The organism is Actinospica durhamensis (assembly GCF_018139695.1).
Taxonomy (GTDB): domain Bacteria; phylum Actinomycetota; class Actinomycetes; order Streptomycetales; family Catenulisporaceae; genus Actinospica; species Actinospica durhamensis.
This window is the reverse complement of sequence record NZ_JAGSOG010000186.1, coordinates 1-17713: the sequence shown is the minus strand read 5'-3', so window position 1 is coordinate 17713 and position 17713 is coordinate 1. Positions and strand designations below refer to the sequence as shown.

Sequence of the window (17713 nt, the reverse complement as noted above, 5' to 3'; positions counted from 1 at the left end):
CCACACACCCCGGGCTCTGTTGGCTGGTTGTCCACAGGGTGTGCGTCATGCGGTGGCGGGGTGTGGCGACCGGCTGCGGGTCGCCGGAACGTAGGCGGCCCGGCGCCGAAGGCGCCGGGCCGCTGGAGTGCAGGCGACGGCGCGGCCGGTCGCCCTTGATGAGGTGGGGATAGGTTCGGCATTCGCCGCTAGTACAGGCGCGATTCCCACTCAACTGTCGGGTCTGCAACGGTGTATTCGGTCTCTGTCATCAGCAGGCGTCCGGATCGGGCGGTGCGGGTGCCGATGGCTACCGCGTCCACGGTGGTACCGGGCTTGATTCCCAGTTCGGTGCGGATGTCGGGGGTGGGTGCGGTGATGGTGCGGGTGCGCTGGTAGGTCTCCAGCGTTCCGTACTGCTTCACGAACCTATCGATGATCTTCGCGCGGTCGCCATACGGGTCGGGCGCCGGGTCGAGGTCGTAGAGGGATGCGCCCGGGATGATCCGAACCGTCTGGGCTGGTCGCAGGGTACTGCGGTGCTCGGCGGCCTGCCTGAGGGTGTACAGGCGCGCGTCCTTGCGCACGTCGAACAGCTTTGCGAGAACTTCACTGGCCTCTCCTCGGCCCGGTTGGGCGGGGCCGGTGGGGCGCAGGTGTGCGAACGGGTCGGCGGCGGAGCGGGTGAGGATATGGGCGGGCGCGGTGGCGCACATCCGGGAGCCGACGCCGTTCTCTGTCACGATCAGTCCGGCGTCGCGCATGCGCTGGAGCGCGGTGCGCACCGTGTTCTGATTCGCGCCGAACTGCTCGATGATGCCCTGAATGCTCGGGAGCAGGTCACCGGGCTGGAATGTTGCGGTCAGGGCCTGTGTCAGTTCATCTACGGCCCTGCTGGCTTTGGCCTGGCGGGCTCCGCTGTCGGCCATGTCACCTCTTCCGGGCTGTGGGCCGGTTGCGTCGGCCGTTGCGCTTAGGGTAGCGGAGGCTTGTCGGTCCCGGAACTGGCGTTATGCAAAAAGTAGTTGCGCGACGTTACAAGGTTAGCCTACCTTGTAGTGACCAGGGCGGCCCGGTAGGGGCTCGCCCGAGCACAGGAGACTGTGAAAATGCGTGCGTATCAAGTCAACGTCAACCATGGCGGCTCTGTCCGCCGGTACGGCCGCGCTGGTGGTCGTGCTCTCGGCGTGCGGCGGCGGTAGCCGGGTCTCGCCGATTTCGGGGGGCGCCGCGTCGTCGTCGGCGGTGGTCGTCCAGGCCGGGCAGGGGGCGCGCCTGTCGGCGGTCGTTTCGGGTACGGACCTGTGGAACTGGGTCCCGAGCAACCTCTACCCGTCGGATATCTACCAGGTCCCTGACACGCAGTACTCGACGGCGAACCAGACGGCGGCGGTGACCAAGTACTCGCTGTCTACCGAGTCGTGCGGTGATCTGCTCTCCTCGGCCGGTGGGCCGGGGTACGGGGAAGTGGCCTACATCTACGATGAGGGCGCGAACGAGGCTCAGACCCAGGTGTACGCGTATGGCGCGTATGTGTTCGCCTCGGCGGACCAGGCCTCGGCCTACGTGAAGGAGTTGGCGGCCAAGTTCGCCTCGTGCGCGTCGTTCTCGATGAGCGCGAACGGCAGCACCCTGAACGTCACCATGTCGCTGGGCGACCACGCTGAGGCGGCGGGGGTGAGCGCGGCCGATACGGCGGCGGACCTGCGGGAGAAGGTCGCCGTGAACGGCAAAACGGTGATGGGTGACCTGCTGCTCGCCGCTGACGGCAACGTGGTGGTGCTCGAAGAGCGCTCCGGCGGCAACGGGGTTCTGCCCACGGCGGTGGACCTGTCGAAGGTCGCTGACGCCATGCTCGCCGCGTTCGCGCAGGGCGAGGCCTCGGGCTCGTCCGGCGCGGGGGGCGCGTCTGCGGCCCCTGACACGGGCGTCTCTCCGGATGCGACCGGCCTTGTGAGCGCGGTCGGGGGTGGTTCCCGGTGAGCCTTCCCATCATCCCGATCGACACGGGGCGGCTGCGGGGCCTGCTGTGTGTCTCGGCTCCGGAGCCGCGCGCGGACCGGGATACCGGCGTGGCGAAGATCGACCGGACCACGGGTCAGCCGGAATACCTCGTGGGCATCCTGGCCAAGCTGCCGGGCGACCGGCGCGCGTTTGTCATCGACGTGCGGGTCCCGGGTGAACCTTCCGGGCTAGTGGAGGGCGCTCCGGTGCTCCTGCACGGTCTGACGGGCTCGCCGTGGGACTTGGAGGGTCGGTCGGGCGTGTCCTATCGGGCCGATGCGATCACTCCGGCCACCCCGACCACTCCCCCCGCCCAGGTCTCGGCCCCGGCCGGTGACACGGCGTCGGGCCGTGCGGCCGGTAAGGCGGGTGGTGGCTCGTGAGCGGCGATTCGGTAGAGCTGGTGGAAGCGCTCGATCGGCTCTCGCGCACCACTGAGGGCCTGGCAACCATGCTGGTGATGCTGGAAACCGAGATCCCTCTCTACGGGCTCGGCTCGGTGCTGCTCGCCCTGGCCTCGGTCGCCGATGGTGTGCGCGTTCAGGCGATGGAGGCGTGGGCGGCGGCGCTGCGGGTCTCGGGCGAGGCGCAGATGGCGGCGGGCCTGCCGGATCCGAAGCTGCTCGCGTACGTCAGCGGGCTGCTAGGGCTCGGCGGCGTCGCCGGCCGGAGCGAAGCGCAGGCCGTCCAAGCCGTCGGGTCCGGGCGCAGGGTGGTGCTGGAACTCGACGGGGAAGCCGCCGGGATCCTGCGTGACCTGGTGGAAGCGTCCGACCAGTCGGGTGCTGCGGTGGCGGCGGTCGCGGGGTCGGAGTCGGAAACCGCGATGGCGGCGGCCACGCTCAATGCCCTGACTGGGGCGGCGACCGTGCGCGATGCCGCGTCGGCGCTGTACGTGGCGCTGACCGAGCCGGGGGGCGGTGCGTAGATGCACACGCTGACCAACCCGGGATTCTGGTTCCTGGTGCTGGTCACGGTGTGGCTCGCGGCGGGAGTGGTCCTTAAGGGCCGCTCCCCCGTGGGGCACTGGTACCTGGTGGGGTACCCCGTGACCTGGGCCCGGATCAATTGGACCTGGCGGCCCCTGGCGGTGGAACGCGGTTTGAGCCTGTCGCGCAGCGGCGGGCGGGCGCTCGTGGGTGATCTGGTCGTCCGTGGCCAGGATCTACGCCCGATGGTCCCGCGCATCTGGATCTCCCGGCCGCGCCGGGACGGGCTGAGTGTCAGGGTCCGGATGCTGCCGGGTCAGACGCCCGAGCAGTACGCGCAGGCGGCTGAGGCGATCATGCACGCGTGGCGGGTGGAGCAGGTGCGGGTGACCTCGCCTTCGCGCGGAATCGTGGTGGTCACCGCGATGATGACGGACCCGCTCGCGGGTGTGATCACGCGTGATCCGCAAGCGGGCCCCGTGCCTGCGGACGGTCCGGGCGATCGGCCGGTGTTGGCGCTGCTGGTCGGGATCACGGAGGCGGGCAAGTCGTGGATCATGAATCTGCGGCTGGTTCCGCACTGGCTGATCATCGGCGCTACCCGCTCCGGTAAGAGCACGCTGATTCACGCGATGGTGACCAGGTTGGCGCCGCATGCGGTGGCGCTGGTTGGCGTGGATCTCAAGGGCGGGCTTGAGTTGAGCGTCTACGCGCCGCGCCTGTCGGGTCTGGCGACCACGCGGGAAGAGGCGGCCGAGATCTTCGCGGCGCTGCTGGATGAGGTCATGGATCGGATGAACACCTGCCGGGTGGCCGGGGTCCGCGCGACGTGGGAACTGCCGTATCCGGTGGTCCCGATCATCATCCTGATTGACGAGATCGCAGAGTTGTTCCTGCTGACCAATCCCAAAGACAGGGATGAGATCGCGCTGCGGGACAAGGTCGTGACAACGCTGTTGCGCCTGGCCCAGCTGGGTGCGGCGCTCGATGTCCACGTGATTGCGGGCGGGCAGCGTTTCGGGTCCGAGTTGGGTCCGCTGGCGACTGCGCTGCGGGCGGGGCTCAGTGGCCGGATCTGCATGCACGTCAACGACCCTGAGTCGGCTCAGATGGTGCTGGGTGACGTGTGGCCGGAAGCGGTGGCGCAGGCTCAGCGGATCACGGCGACGGAGCAGGGTACGGCGGTGACGGCGGACGGGCTCGGGTCCTGGACGCGGGCGCGTGCGACGCTGACCGACCCGGCGGAGGCTGCGGCGGCGGCGAGGCTGCACGCCTCGCTTACCCCGGTGCTGGCGGGGATGACCCGGCCGCAGGTGGGTGAGGTCTCGTGAACAACATTCTGGGCCTTCCCGCGCTGCTGGTGTTCTTCCTGCTGTCCTGGCTGATCCTGCGTTCGCGCCGGGTGTCCTGGCTCGATGCGATCGTGTTCGCGCTGTTCGGGTTCTACCTGGCCAGCTCCACGTTCAGCCATTTCGTCACTGCGCTGGTCAACAACCTGGCCACGCTGGTCGGGGGGTGGTGAGCGATGGTCTATGACCCCGGATGGATGGCTGCGGCCCGGCTGTGGGCTGCGGAGGCGAACCGGCCGCGCCTGTGCGGGCGGTGCGGCGGTCTCGGTAGGACGCGCAACCTGGTCACGCGGCGCTGGCGCGATTGCCGGGCCTGTCACGGGACGGGCGGTGCGGTGGATGACGAGCGGGCGTGGTGGAGGGGGACGCGATGAGCCGGAAGAACGACGGGCGTCAGAAAGCTGAGTGCTCGGTGTGCCGGGGCCGGGGCCAGGTGTGGCACCGGGGCCACCGGCGGCGATGCCGGGCGTGCGCCTGGCGGCGCAGAAAGAGGTAATCACGATCGCGGGCCGGGGGTCTGGCGCTGATGCGTCGGGCTCCCGGCCCGCTCTACCGGGAAGGAAACGGCGAAATGCATGGACACCATGACGGATACGCAGGTCGGGTGTGGGGGGCTGGTCCGGGGGGTTGAGCGAAGGGCCGCGAGCCGGCCGAACCGCGGCGCCCCGGCCCGAGCGGGAAGCGGGCACAGCGCGCCGCTGTTCGGCCTGCCCAGTTGGCCCGCCCCCACTACGCGGGGTGTTGGTCCGGGCCTCGGTGTTCGCAGGGTTGGAGCGCGGGCCGCGTGCCGGCGAAGCCGCGGCGCCCCGGCCTGGTCGGAAAGTGAGTACGGTGCGCCGCTGCTTGGCCGGTCCAGCGGGCCCGCCCCGGCCACACGGGGTGTTGAGCTGGGCGACCGGGTCCGGGGGTGGTCGGCGTGAGTGGGTTCGATGTCCGGCGGTTCGGGCCGGAGTTTCGGCGGTGGGTTCACGCTCTGGACGGTCTCGGCGGGTGCGCGGCCCCGGTGATGCTGATGGGCCACACCTTGACGCGCGACGCCTCGGGCGCGGTGGTGCACCGGTTCACGTCGGCTGATCTGCCGTTTGGGGTGTTGATGCTCCCGTGTCGCAACCGGCGGGAATCGGTGTGCCTGCCGTGCTCGCTGCTGCACAACGGCGACAGCTTCCAGATCGTCAGGTCGGGTCTGAGCGGCGGGAAGGGGGTTCCGGCTGAGGTGGCGGCGCATCCGCGTGCGTTCGTCACGGTTACGGCTCCCTCGTTCGGGCTGGTGCACCGGGCTCGGGACGGCGGGGTGTGCCGGGCGCGGCGCGATAAGCCGGTGTGCCCGCACGGTCGTGCGCTGTACTGCGGGGCGCGGCATGTGGCCGGTGACCCGGTGGTCGGTTCACCCCTGTGCGGTGAGTGCTACGACTGGGCCGGGCTGGTGGTGTGGAACTCGAGTGCGGGCGGACTGTGGTGGCGCTACGTCAAGGAGTTGGGCCGTGAGCTGGTCCGGCTCGGCGGGCTGCCGGTCACGGATCACGCGGTGCGCGAGGCGCTACGCGTGTCGTACGCGAAGGTGGCCGAGTTCCAGCGGCGCGGGGTCGCGCACTTCCACGCGGTGGTGCGGATCGACGGCCCGGAAGGTCCGGGCGACCCGGCCCCGGCGTGGGTGACCAGCGCACTGCTGGTGGAGGCTGCCAAGGCGGCCGGGCCGCGCGTGTCGATGCCGGTCGTACGGCTGGAGGGCCCGGCCCGGATCGGGCTGGGGGTCCAGCTCGATGCGCAGGAGATCGGGGCGGTAGGCGCGGACGGCATGACGGATGCGGCAGCGGCGTCGTACCTGGCGAAGTACATCACGAAGGACGACGGGCGCGGCCTGATCCTGCCTCGGCGGCTGCTGTCGGAAGCAGGGATCGAGCACGCGGCGCGCGGCGCGCTGGTGCCGCATGCCCGTGCGTTGATGCACACGGCGTGGCTGCTCGGCGGCCTGGAGACCTACGCGCCGCTGCGGCTGCGACAGTGGGCCCATCAGCTCGGGTTCCGGGGCAACGTCGTGACGAAATCCCGGATGTACTCCACCACCTACGGAGAGCTGCGCCGTGCGCGGTCGGAACACCGGGCCCGTGCCAACGGCATCGAACCGATCGAGGGCGAGGGCCTGGCCCGCGAAAGCCACTGGCGTTTCGTGGCCCAGGGGCTGAGTCCTGACCTGCGGGAGATCGCGGACGGGCTCGCCGAAGGTACCCGGATGCGCAAGGGTCCGCGTCCTGAGTGGCTGGATTTGCCCGAAGCCGGTGATGCCGCGTGAGCTGGAAAGGGGCGGTGACCAGCGGCGCGGATCTGGTCGCGCGGCCAAAGCGGCCGGCCTGGGAATCAGGCGGCATAGATGTTGAGTCGCGCAGCGGCCTTATCCGGGACCAAGATCATCGTCAGCCTTGCCGCTGAGCGTTCGCCCGGCGGCTGGGAGCCACCTGCGCGTCGTTGAGCCCCGGAGGGACCTTACTGCGCGCAAATGATCATGGCCGGGCCAGAGAGCTTGTTTCTCTCTGGCCCGGCCTCGGCTTCGGCGGCTATACGCGCGTTAGTTCGTGCTCGGATGCTGGATCGATGCCGAGTGAGCGCAGGTCCTCGATGGAACAGGGGTGGAACATCTCGGCTTCATCCCGACCGGGAAAGACGGCGTGCAACCAAGCGGTACGGGCCTCCTGGGCCTCCTGGGCCTGGTCGTTTGCCTCGCGCTCGTAGTCCTCCGCGTCGGCCTGCTCGTTTAGCGCGTCGGCCTCGACCGTGGGCGTGAGGTGGTGAATCCACAGTCGGGGGGTGTGGCCGTGCGGATACATCACCACCCTGACGTCGTAGTTTGCCAAGATCTCTCGCTTGCCGATGGTGTCGGCGACCTGCCAGTCATCAGCAATCGTGCGCCCTGTGAGAACCCACTCCATGCGGCCTTCACGCTGAGGTAGGGCCTTGAGCTCTTCGAGTTCCTGCCCCAGCTTGCCGTAGACAGTGCGATACCAGTCTTCGTCGTCGGGGCTGTTGTATAGTCCTCCGTCACGGTCTTGGCGCAGGCGCTTCCGGCGCGCCTCAATCTCAGTGATTCGTGCTGCGTGCGCGGTACCGGGCACAAACCGCCGTTCGGTGAGCGGGGTCCTGCCAAACTCACCCGTGAAGTAGTCGTTTACCGCTTTGTCCAGCTTGTGAATGAGCATGCCAGGTGCGGGCGTACAGTTCTCGGACCCAGGGATGCCCCTGACGCGGGCCGTGCATCGGAACTCGTACCATCCAGGGCGGCCCGTAACGTACAGCGGCGCGCGGCAGCCTCCGCACGTGCCTCGGCCGGACATGAGTCGGTCACTGTGCGGCGCCCTGGTTGATGCCTTCCTAGGCGCAAGCCGTTCCTTAAGCGCCGTATGCGTCTCGAAGTCCCACAGGGCTTCATCAGAAATCTGACGCGGTTCCCCGTCCGGCCCAAGCACTGATTGTCCCTTGTGGACAAGGTGGCCCAGGGCGGCCGGGCTCATCAGAATTCCCTTGATACCGAGTGCGGTCCACGGCGTCCCCTTCGGCTCCCGTCCGTAGAGGATGGCGCGACGGTCGGACGGGCTCGGCACCTGAGCGCGGGTGAGGCGTACGGCTTCGGTGTAAACGGTGATCGTGCCCGTGTCGTCATTCAGGATTCGATTCGCAACCTCCCGGATGATCGCGGCGGCCTCCTCGTCAAGCACTACAGCTTCAACGCGGCCATTGTGCTGGGTCCGTTCGTAGCGGTAGCCGTAGCTGTTCTTGTGCTTAACGCGGCCGTCGTTGCGCGCCTTCTCGGTCGATTCGCGGTTCCGCCGTTGGATCGCCCGTAGCTCCATCTGGGCCCCGAACAGCTGAAAGAGAAACTGGTTCTCGTCGTTCGGATCAGCCAGGTTCCACGGTCCATCGTGGCCGTAGGTGAACAGGAGACGGCGGTCCCGCTGCATCTCGCGCCCCAGGTTGAGGCCTTCGTAAACGTCGCGCCCTACGCGGTCCACTGCTGCGCTGGCCATGCCGTCGTAGGGGCCCATCTTCCCCATGAGCCACGGGCCCAACTCCGGACGGGTGTGCGGGTCCGTCGCGCCTGAGACTTCGAGGTCCTTCGCCCAGCCGATGATGTGCGCGTGGTTGTCCTGGGCTACCGACAGGATCTGGTCGCGCTGCTTCTCCGGCGATGACGACCGGTCCGTCTTGCGTGACAGCCGGATCCCCCCAACGATGTCCCTACCGCACCCGTCGTACTCGTGAACTGGCCAATCAGCGCTTTCCCCCATAGCAACCATCTTCCTCATGCCCGCGCCTTCCGTACAGTGAATTACGGAGGTTCCTCGGCAGCAGGTACTCCCGGTACGCCTGCACGCCGCCGCCGCCGGAGACCGGGATCGCCCCGCCGAAGACGAACGCGAACAGCAGCACGAACATGATCGGCTGGATGGTCGCGAACACGACCATCTCCGGGATGCGCGTCATCCGGCGCAGATTGCGCAGGGTGACCACCCAGCCGTCGTGGAAGGTCCCGGCGAGCCCCGGCATCGTGCGCGGCGCCGGGGCTCCCCCGTGCCCGCCTGCGGCCCCCGTCGTGCCCGCGGCCATGTCCGTCACCCGCGTCCGCCTCCCGTCGTCCCGGCTCCGTCCCCCGCTCCCGTCCCCTCCCGCGCCGCCTGCGCAGCCTGCGCCGCCTGCGCCTCCTCGGCCGACTTGCCGGTGAGCGTGAGGAACACGTCGTCCAGGGTCGGGCGCCGCAGCGCCAGGTCGTCCACCGTGATCCCGGCGTCGTCGAGCAGGCGCACCGCCTCCACCAGCAGCTTCGCTCCCCCGCTGACCGGCGCGATGAGCTCGCGCGAGCGCTCGTCGACCGAGGGCGGGGCCAGCGCGAGCGCGGTGAGGATGCCGGCCGCGTCGCCCAGCCGGTCCCGCTCGTGCACGACGAGCTGCAGCCGCTCCCCGCCTACCTGGGTCTTGAGCTCGTCCGCCGTGCCGCGGGCGATGACCCGGCCGTGGTCGACGACGGCGATGGAGTCGGCCAGCCGGTCCGCCTCCTCGAGGTACTGCGTGGTCAGCAGCAGCGTCGCGCCGCTCTCGACGAGGTTGGCGATCACGTCCCACATGGCGATGCGGGTGCGCGGGTCGAGCCCCGTGGTCGGCTCGTCCAGGAACATCACCGGCGGCCGCACCACCAGCGCCGCGGCGAGGTCCAGCCGCCGGCGCATGCCGCCGGAGTACGTCTTGGCCGTCCGGTCCGCCGCGTCGGACAGGTCGAACTGGTCGAGCAGGTCCTGGGCGCGCGCCGACGCGGTGGCCTTGCCGAGGTGGTAGAGCCGCCCGACCATCACCAGGTTCTCGCGCCCGGTGAGGTTCTCGTCCACCGCCGCGTACTGCCCGGACAGCCCGATCCGCTCCCGCACCCGCTGCGGCTCGCGCCGCACGTCGATCCCCAGCACGCTCGCCTGCCCCGAGTCCGGCGTCAGCAGCGTGGTCAGCACGCGCACCGCCGTCGTCTTGCCCGCCCCGTTCGGCCCGAGCAGCCCCAGCACCGTCCCCTCCGGCACCTCGAGATCCACCCCGTCGAGCGCCCGCACCGCCCGCTCGCCGGAGCCGTACGTCTTGACCAGCCCTTCCGCCACGATCGCCGCCGCCATGCCCCGATCCTAGGCAGACCCCCGCCACATCAGCGCGCCATGCTGCACCCTTTTGCTCCGTTCGCCGCCTGCCGTGCTCCCGCCGCCCCGCGGCGCCGGCGCTCCACCGGACCCGTCGCCGCGCCGGCCGTTCGACCTCGTCGCCATCATCTATAAAGATATTGCGATTGACGTCGCGACGAGAGACCACGTATCCTGATTAACTTTGCCCGCCCGTCAGGAGGTTGCCAGATGTGGGACTACCCGCCAGAGATCACCAAGCGAGACGTCGGCGACGTCGAAAACCCCGGCGTCGGCTGGGTCGGGCCGCCCAAGGGCCTCGCGCGGCCGGTGAAGATCGTCGAACCGGATCCCGGCTGGCCCTCGTGGTACGCGGCCGAGGCCGCGCGTATCACCGAAGCCCTCGGTGAGGCCGTCATCCGGATCGAACACGTCGGCTCGACCTCCGTGCCGGGGCTGGCGGCCAAGCCGATCATCGACATCGACCTCCAGGTGGCCGACAGCGACGACGAGGACGGCTACGTCCCCCTGCTCGTGCCGCGCGGCTATCACCTGGTTCTCCGCGAGCCGTGGTGGAACGGACACCGCATGCTCAACGACGCCGACGGCCGAGTCAACCTGCACGTCTTCCCGGCCGGCGCGCCCGAGCCGTTGCGGCACCTGCTCTTCCGAGACTGGCTCAGGTCGCATCCGGACGACCGGGAACTCTACGCCTCGACCAAACGCGAGCTCGCCGGGTCGACGGCCGAGGACCCCGAAGCCTACAGCCTCGCCAAGAACACCGTGATCGACGACATCTATACCCGCATATTCAGCGTGCCTCCGACGTCTCACCCGGCCTGGCCGCAAGCGCACTAGCCGGCAGCCGGCCTACAGCCAGCCCTTGGCGCGGGCCAGGGTGAGGGCCTCGGCGCGGTTGCGGGTGCCGGTCTTCTGGATGCACGCGGAGAGGTAGTTGCGCACGGTGCCCTCGGACAGGAACAGGCGTGCGGCGATCTCGGCGTTGGTGGCGCCGCCGGCGGAGGCGGCGAGGACGTCGCGTTCGCGGGAGGTGAGGGGGTTGTTGCCGTCGGCCAGGGCGGCCGCGGCCAGGTCGGGGTCGATGACGCGCTCGTCGGCCATGACGCGGCGGATGGCGTCGGCGAGTTCGGCCGCGGGGGCGTCCTTGACCAGGAACGCGCTGGCGCCGGCCTCCATGGCGCGGCGCAGGAACCCGGGGCGGCCGAAGGTGGTGAGGATGACGATGCGCAGGCCCGGGTAGCGGGCGTGGGCCTGCTCGGCGGCGCAGATGCCGTCGAGGCCGGGCATCTCGATGTCCAGCAGCGCCACGTCGACCGGGGTGCCGGCCTGCTGCGCGGCCTCGAGCGCGGGGAGCACCTCGTCCCCGCGGCCCGCTTCGGCGACCACCTCGAGGTCGGGCTCGAGGCCGAGAAGCGTGGCCAGCGCCTCCCGGATCATCGCCTGGTCCTCGGCGAGCAGCAGTCGAATCACGTCGCGACTCTACTGTGGCACGCGGTTGTCCGTCGAAGCGTCGGGACGGCCCTTCGACGGCGTGACGCCGCTCGGGACGGTCGCGGTGAGGCGGAAGCCGGTGGCGGCCGGGGCGGCGGTGAGCCTGGCCTCGGCCGAGACGGCGTGCAGGCGTTCGCGCAGCCCGCTCAGGCCGTTGCAGTACACGACGGGGACCGCCGGGGCCTCGGTCTCCGCCTGCGCCGCGCCCGTCCCGTCGTCGAGCACTTCCAGGGTGAGGGTGGCCGCTCCGTCCACCCGGGCCTCGATCAGGCGGATCCGGCAGCTGCGGGCGGCGGAGTGGCGCACGACGTTGGTGACGGCCTCGCGCAGGCACCAGGCCAGCGCCTGCTCGACCTCGGGGGCCAGCTCGCCGGAGCGCAGGGCCACCGAGGGGTCGGCGTCGAGGGTGATCCCGGCCGCGGTCAGCGCGGTGCGGGCGGAGGCGATCTCCACCGCGAGGGTGGCCCGGCGATAACCTGACACGGCCTCACGTATGTCGGTCAGCGCCTGCCGCGAGACGTGTTCGAGGTCGAGGATCTGCTGCAGCGCCCGGTCCGGGTCGACCGTCATCAGCTTCCTGGCGAGCTCTGCCTTGAGCGTGATCGTGGCCAGCGAGTGGCCGGCCAGGTCGTGCAGATCCCGGGCCAGCCGCAGGCGTTCCTCGCTCGCGGCCAGCCGGGCCACCTCCGCCCGGGCCTCGCGCAGCTGCTGGATCAGCAGCTGCATCCGCCGCACGCCCAGCGTGCCCACGCAGGAGAACAGGGCGGGGACTAGCGCCGCCAGCCAGTCGCCCGCGGGCACGTCGAGCAGCGTGGCCTGCACCGTCATGACGGCGGCGGCGAGCAGGCCGAGGCGCAGGCCCGGGCTGGGCCTGCGGTCGAGGCCGAGCGGCAGGGCGTACCCGCACGAGGACGAGACGTAGATCCACAGCACCACCCAGGCCGGGTCGGCCACGATCGGCAGGACCAGCGCGATCGCCGCCATCCCGCCGAGCAGCACCAGTTTGGCCGGGTCGAGCCGCCGGCGCGGCGCGGCGTGCGCGTCCGCGTCGTTCATCTGGGCGAGCCGGATGTAGAGCACGCTGAAGAGCGCCACCGGCGCCAGGACCGCGACGATCCGCACGGCGTCGGGCCGCGCGTCGAACAGGTTGCTCAGCGGGAAGCCGAGGTAGACCAGCCAGATCCCGGAGAACAGCCACCCCGCCCAGGCGCGTACACGCCGGGGCGGGGTGGCCGGGTCGTACACGGTCACGGTCATGACGCAGCGTCAGTCCTCGGCACGCTTGTTGTAGAGGACCGCCGCGAGGATGGAGCAGCCGACCAGCCACGCGGCCAGGATCGCCACGCCCTTGGCCTCGACCGGGTTCTTGGAGATCACGTCCAGCGCGATCTGCCGCATCCAGTAGGTCGGCAGCGCCTTGCCGATGTCCTGGAGTACCCCGCTGACCGGGAAGAACTGGCCGCCGAGGACGGAGCCGGCCAGGAACACGATCAGCACGACCATCTGCACCGAGTCCTGCGGCACCCCGTAGCCGATGGCCACGGCCATCGCGGTGAACGCGAGGGAGCCGAGCCAGAGCGCGAGGAACGCGGCCAGCCACTGGCTCGCCTCCAGCTTGACGCCCATGGCCGAGCCGAGCACGAAGGTGACCACGATGGCCGGCAGGACGATCACCAGCGAGGTCAGCACCTTGCTGGTGACGTAGCCGTAGCTCGGCGAGGCGGTCAGCCGCAGCTGTCTGACCCAGCCGTCCTTGCGCTCCTGGGCGATGCGCATCGCGTTGTTGTTGAGCGCGGCCGCGATGACGCCGAAGGAGGTGTAGGAGATCAGGAAGTAGGTCTCGTACGAGACGTTCGTGCCGGCCACGTTCCCCTTGGCCGACTTGCCGACCATCGCGAAGAGCAGCGCCGGGTAGAGCACGGTGAGGAACACCAGGCGCCGGTTGCGGGTGGCCCTGACCACCTCGAACCGGGACAGGGCGAGCACGGCGTTCATCGGGCGTCCTCCATGGTCAGCGCTTCGGCCTTGCCGTCGTCGTCTCCGTTGTCCCGCTCGGTGATGGCCACGAAGGCCTGCTCCAGGCCCAGCGCGGTGATCTCCAGGTCCATCGGCCGCAGCCCCTGGTCGATCAGGGCGTAGAAGGTCTTGTCCGAGTCGGAGGTCTGGATCTGCACGCGGTCGCCGACCACGTCGATGGTCACCGCGGCGGGCAGGTCGATCAGCGCCTCGCGACTGATGCCGGGCAGTCGGAAGGACACCCGCTGGAAGCCGGCCATCGCCTTGATGTCGGCGGAGGTGCCGTTGGCCAGCAGCCGGCCCTTGTTGATCACGATCACCTGGTCGGCGATCTGGTCGGCCTCCTCCAGGTAGTGGGTGGCGAACAGGATCGTCTTGCCCCGCGCGGCCTCGGCCTTCATCGCGGTCCAGAAGATCTGCCGGTTCTCCACGTCCATGCCGGTGGTCGGCTCGTCCAGCACGATCAGGTCGCTGTCGCCGGCGATCGCGATGGCGAAGCGCACCCGCTGGGTCTGGCCGCCGGAGAGCTTGTCGGCCTTGCGGTCGGCGAGGTCGGCGATGTTGGCCCGGCGCAGCACCTCGTCGACCGCCAGCGGACGCGGGTGCAGCCGGCTCATCAGCTCGAGCACCTCACGCACCGTCACATCCTGCGGCAGGCCGCCGGACTGCAGCATGGCGCCGACGTGGCCGGCCACCATGGCCTGCCGCGGCGACTTGCCGAACACCTCGATCCGGCCGCTGCCGACCTTGCGCAGGCCGAGCAGCATCTCCAGCGAGGTGGACTTGCCCGCCCCGTTGGGACCGAGGAACGCGATCGCCCGTCCGCGCGGAATGTGCAGGGTCAGTTCCCGCACGGCGCGCACGGCCCCGTAGTTCTTGGACACCTGCTCGAACGAGACCGCGGGCGCTCCCGTGCCCCCCTCGAGCTTTTCGTCGCTCATCTGTCTCTTCCCCAGTAGATTTTCGACAGTCCTGGTCGACACCATGAAAGCGGAAAACCACCGGGGCGTGTCAGTGCGCACCGTCGTGACGGCGGCATGACATCTGTCATGCGGGCGTCAGTGCAGCAGGCCGCCGAGAGCGCCGGGGGTGCTGGAGGGCGCGGGCGCCGGAGCGGAGGGGGACGGCGAGGACGCGGGCGGCTGCTGGCTGGAGCCGCCGGTGCCGCCGCTCTTGGGCGCGCTGCTGCTCGAGCCGCTGCCGGAGGTGTCGGAACCGCCGGAGCCGGCCGTGGAGCCGGGGCTCGCCGTGGACCCGGTACCCGTCGAGCCGCAGACGGTGCCGGCGAACGGGACGTAGGTGACGTGGTACTGCTCGGTGCCGACCTGGGCTCCGCCGCGCAGCAGCACCCGGGTCACGATGACCTGGAAACCCTCGGAACCGGCCTGTGCCGGGCAGCCGGAACGCGGGTCCGAGCCCGCTTGGACCGGGCTGGTGCGGCCCGAGACGGTCACGCTGACCTGGTCGTAGGCCGGCTGGCCGAGTACGGCGACGGTGAGCTGGCCGGAACCGTAGGAGGCGTAGAGGTAGACCGGGTGGCCGCTGGTGTTGGTCCACTGCAGGTCGGTGCCGGGCCAGACCACGGCGGCGTCGAGGCCGACCGGGTAGCTGCTGAAGTAGGCGGCGTTGGGGTGGTGCACGGTGTCGCCGAGGCCGGACCGGAACGCGGCGTCGAACACGGCGGTGGCCACCAGGTCGTCGCCGCCGGACAGGTCCACGCCCTGCGCCTTGGCCTCGGCCGCGTCGGTCTCGCTGAAGCCGTTGGCCGCAGTCGGCGCGCCGACGGTCTTGTCGAAGGACCAGGTCGCGCCGGGCGCCACCACCGAGCCCATGACCAGGTCGGTGGCGCGCTGGGTGTCGACGGCGCGGTCCGCCGCGTCCGGCACGGGCAGCGTGGCGGAGCCGAGCACCGAGGTCACGCCCAGGGCCTGCGCCTCGGCGGTGGTGAACGCCGGGGGCAGGGCGCCGGGTTGCAGGGTGGCCTCGCGCGGGGCGGCGGAGGTGAGCACGCCGCTGAGCGCGGAGGCGAGCGCCTGCGGGGCGAAGCCGGTCCCGTCGCGCTCCGGGACGAGCTGGGGGGTGCCGTTCTCGATCGTGTACGCGGCGTCGGCCCCGGGCTTCTCCAGGGCGAACGCGGCCGGGTTCAGGTCCGCGCGCAGCTTGGCGCCGTCCACGGTGGGGACCATGGTGCCGTCCGCGTTCGGGCTGATACTCAGTACGTTGCCGATCTGAGTCTGCGTCAGCACCGTGCTGACGCCGCCGGTGTCGAGGGTGATCGGGGCGCTCACCGCCGGGCGGGCGTACTGCTCGAGCGCGACCTGCAGCGCCTCGGGGCTGGCGAGCGGCTCGAGCGAGCTGACGGGCAGTTCGATCGCGCCGCCGACCTGCAGATAGCCGCTGCTGATCGCGGTCACGGCGGTCGGTACGTCGAACCCGCGGCCCTCCTTGGGCGCGGTGACCACCGGCTGGCCGTCGCTGAAGGTGATCTTCCCCTCGACCAGCGGGGTGTTGTAGGAGGCCGCGATGATGTTCAGGGCCTTGGTGAGCGCGGCCGAGTCCACGTCGGTGACCGGGGTGAGGTCGTGGTGCACGCCGAACAGCGCCGGGATGATCGTGAACGGATTCGTGCGCTGGGACTCCGCCTCGGACAAGGTGGCGTCCACATCGAAGGAGAGGCCTGACTTGGCCGGGTCGATCGTGGCCGGGGTCTGGCCGACGAGCAGTTCGAGCGGCTGGGTCGCGGCGGCGCCGAGCGTGCTCTCGAGCTTGGCCCGCGCGGCCGTGGGGCTCAGGCCGCCGATCGGGACGCCCTCGACCACGGTGCCCTTGGGGATGGCGCCGCCGACGACGTTGCCGGACATCAGCAGCGCCACGCCGTAGAGCAGCGCGAACGCGGCCACGCACAGCCCCGCGATGGTCAGCGCCCGGGCCCGGCTCTTGGCGGACGCGGCGGCCTTGTCGGCCTTGTCCGCCGTGTCGATCCGGTCCGTCGACGCCGGGGACGTGGCGGGCGCGGCGCTCTTCCTGCGCCGGGCACCGGCCCGCTCGGAGTGAGCGGTGCGCGCGGCCGGCGTGGACCCGGTCGCCCGGGACCCGTGGGCCGAGCGCCCGCCCGAGCGGCCGCGGCCCGAACCCGTGTCCGTCGGCGCGGGCGGCGCGGCGGGAGCGGGAGCCGGGGCGGGCGGCGCGGCGGCGGCCGACGCGACCGGCTGCGGCTGCGGCCTGGGCCGCGGCGGCACGGCGATTCGAGTGGTCGGCGCCGGGTCGAACTCGGCCGGGATGCGGGCGAGCTGCTCGGTCGGGGCGTCGGGCGGGACCGCGCCGAGGGCCGAGGGGATCCAGCCGTGGTCGACCTCCTCCGGGTCGAGATAGGACGATTCGCCGCTGGAGTCGTGGAAGATCCCGCCGAGGTAGCGCAGCGCGAGCGCGTGCCTGGCCGGGTCGGCCGGGTCCGCGGGCCGGCCGAACGGGGCGAGCCGGTTCGCCGCGACCGGCAGCGGGGCCTGCTGGGTGGGCACGCCGTAGGCGCCGCCGAACACCTCGGCCGGCACCGGGCGGGGGAAGCTGACGGTGGGTGTGAGGTCGTGCGAGGGCTCGGCCCACGGCGAGGGCGGGATCGGCGGGAACGCCTGGGCGGCGAGTTCGTCGGCGTGCCGGCCGAGGTCGGAGCCGCTGTCGTAGCCCGAGTCGTAGCCGCCGGACTCGTAGTCGGCGTCGTACCCGGCGGCGGCCTGGGACGAGGCGGGGGCCGCGGGAGCGACCGGCCGGCGCGGGGCCAGGCCGAGCTCGGCCGGGTCGACGGTGTCGAGGTCGACGCCGAAGATCTCCTCGATGGTGTCGCGGAAGGCTCCGCCGATCCTGGCCGCGTTGGCCTGCGCGGCCTGGTCCGGCGGCAGGGTGGTGGTGAGCAGGCCGGAGCCTGGGCGCAGCGAGGGCGGCAGCGGGATGACCATGGTCGCCGTGGTCATCGCGGCCAGCTGGGACGGAAGCGTGCTCGGCGACGCGGGCGAGGCCGTGGTCTGCGCGAACGGCGCGGCGGTGGAGACGTCGGCCTCGTGCGTGTCCTCCCACACCGCCTGCGGGCGCAGCGCGGTGGACGGGGTGGGCATCGTGGTCGGCAGCATGATCCGCAGCCGGGCGGTGGCCTCGGCCTCGGACACGACCCGCAGCGGGCTGCCGGGGGCGGGTGACCCCTGCGGCGGCACGACGGGTCCGGCGGGCGCGGGCGCAGCGGGCGGCGGCGCGTACCCCGGCTGCGCGGGCGGCGGGCCGGGGTAGCCGG

At 71.1% G+C, this 17713-nt stretch carries 16 protein-coding genes; 7 read left to right on the top strand and 9 right to left on the bottom strand.

Going from position 1 to position 17713, the window contains the following annotated elements:
- Positions 1 to 188: 188 nt before the first annotated feature.
- Positions 189 to 908 carry a GntR family transcriptional regulator gene (locus KDL01_RS28190; protein WP_212531659.1) on the bottom strand — a complete coding sequence of 240 codons (720 nt, stop codon included), beginning with the start codon at positions 906 to 908 and terminating at the stop codon, positions 189 to 191.
- A 208-nt stretch (positions 909 to 1116) separates the two neighbouring features.
- Between KDL01_RS28190 and KDL01_RS28185 the strand changes: the two genes are divergently transcribed.
- The 6 genes from KDL01_RS28185 to KDL01_RS28160 all read left to right on the top strand — a co-directional run bounded on the left by KDL01_RS28185 (position 1117) and on the right by KDL01_RS28160 (position 6551).
- A complete protein-coding gene (locus tag KDL01_RS28185; protein WP_212531658.1) occupies positions 1117 to 1962 on the top strand; it encodes a sensor domain-containing protein in 846 nt (281 codons plus the stop codon).
- An 89-nt stretch (positions 1963 to 2051) separates the two neighbouring features.
- Positions 2052 to 2366, top strand: a complete 315-nt coding sequence (locus KDL01_RS28180) for a hypothetical protein (RefSeq protein ID WP_212531657.1) — start codon at positions 2052 to 2054, stop codon at positions 2364 to 2366.
- Complete coding sequence (locus tag KDL01_RS28175; protein WP_212531656.1) at positions 2363 to 2911, top strand: hypothetical protein; 549 nt, start codon at positions 2363 to 2365, stop codon at positions 2909 to 2911. The genes KDL01_RS28180 and KDL01_RS28175 overlap by 4 nt, the downstream gene beginning before the upstream one ends.
- Complete coding sequence (locus KDL01_RS28170; RefSeq protein WP_212531655.1) at positions 2912 to 4243, top strand: FtsK/SpoIIIE domain-containing protein; 1332 nt, start codon at positions 2912 to 2914, stop codon at positions 4241 to 4243. It begins immediately after the preceding gene.
- Positions 4240 to 4434, top strand: a complete 195-nt coding sequence (locus KDL01_RS28165; RefSeq protein WP_212531654.1) for a hypothetical protein — start codon at positions 4240 to 4242, stop codon at positions 4432 to 4434. The genes KDL01_RS28170 and KDL01_RS28165 overlap by 4 nt, the downstream gene beginning before the upstream one ends.
- 734 nt (positions 4435 to 5168) lie before the next feature.
- Complete coding sequence (locus tag KDL01_RS28160; RefSeq protein WP_307846631.1) at positions 5169 to 6551, top strand: replication initiator; 1383 nt, start codon at positions 5169 to 5171, stop codon at positions 6549 to 6551.
- Positions 6552 to 6813: 262 nt separating this feature from the next.
- Here KDL01_RS28160 and KDL01_RS28155 read toward each other — a convergent pair whose 3' ends face one another.
- Genes KDL01_RS28155 through KDL01_RS28145 form a run of 3 tightly spaced genes read right to left on the bottom strand, consistent with a single transcriptional unit; the run spans position 6814 to position 9903 of the window.
- The gene (locus KDL01_RS28155; protein ID WP_212531652.1) at positions 6814 to 8556 is read right to left on the bottom strand and encodes a recombinase family protein; all 1743 of its coding nucleotides are present in this window, start codon (positions 8554 to 8556) and stop codon (positions 6814 to 6816) included.
- Positions 8522 to 8857, bottom strand: a complete 336-nt coding sequence (locus KDL01_RS28150; RefSeq protein ID WP_212531651.1) for a hypothetical protein — start codon at positions 8855 to 8857, stop codon at positions 8522 to 8524. The genes KDL01_RS28155 and KDL01_RS28150 overlap by 35 nt, the downstream gene beginning before the upstream one ends.
- A 5-nt stretch (positions 8858 to 8862) precedes the next feature.
- Positions 8863 to 9903 (bottom strand): ATP-binding cassette domain-containing protein, encoded by a 1041-nt coding sequence (locus tag KDL01_RS28145; protein WP_212531650.1) that lies wholly within the window; start codon positions 9901 to 9903, stop codon positions 8863 to 8865.
- Between the two features lie 231 nt (positions 9904 to 10134).
- Here KDL01_RS28145 and KDL01_RS28140 point away from each other — a divergent pair, with 231 nt between their 5' ends.
- A complete protein-coding gene (locus KDL01_RS28140; RefSeq protein ID WP_212531649.1) occupies positions 10135 to 10761 on the top strand; it encodes a GrpB family protein in 627 nt (208 codons plus the stop codon).
- A 12-nt stretch (positions 10762 to 10773) separates the two neighbouring features.
- On the opposite strand, the gene KDL01_RS28135 is transcribed toward KDL01_RS28140, so the two are convergent.
- The 5 genes from KDL01_RS28135 to KDL01_RS28115 form a co-directional block, all read right to left on the bottom strand.
- Positions 10774 to 11394 carry a response regulator transcription factor gene (locus KDL01_RS28135; protein ID WP_212531648.1) on the bottom strand — a complete coding sequence of 207 codons (621 nt, stop codon included), beginning with the start codon at positions 11392 to 11394 and terminating at the stop codon, positions 10774 to 10776.
- Positions 11395 to 11403: 9 nt separating this feature from the next.
- Entirely contained in the window at positions 11404 to 12672 is a 1269-nt protein-coding gene (locus KDL01_RS28130; protein ID WP_212531647.1) for a sensor histidine kinase, read from the bottom strand.
- 9 nt (positions 12673 to 12681) lie between these two features.
- A complete protein-coding gene (locus tag KDL01_RS28125) occupies positions 12682 to 13410 on the bottom strand; it encodes an ABC transporter permease (protein WP_212531646.1) in 729 nt (242 codons plus the stop codon).
- Positions 13407 to 14372, bottom strand: coding sequence for an ABC transporter ATP-binding protein (locus KDL01_RS28120; RefSeq protein ID WP_212531645.1), 966 nt, complete (start codon positions 14370 to 14372; stop codon positions 13407 to 13409). Before KDL01_RS28120 ends, KDL01_RS28125 begins: the two co-directional genes overlap by 4 nt.
- 117 nt (positions 14373 to 14489) lie before the next feature.
- Positions 14490 to 17713 (bottom strand): VanW family protein (locus KDL01_RS28115; protein WP_212531644.1); only part of this gene is annotated, 3224 nt, incomplete at its 5' end.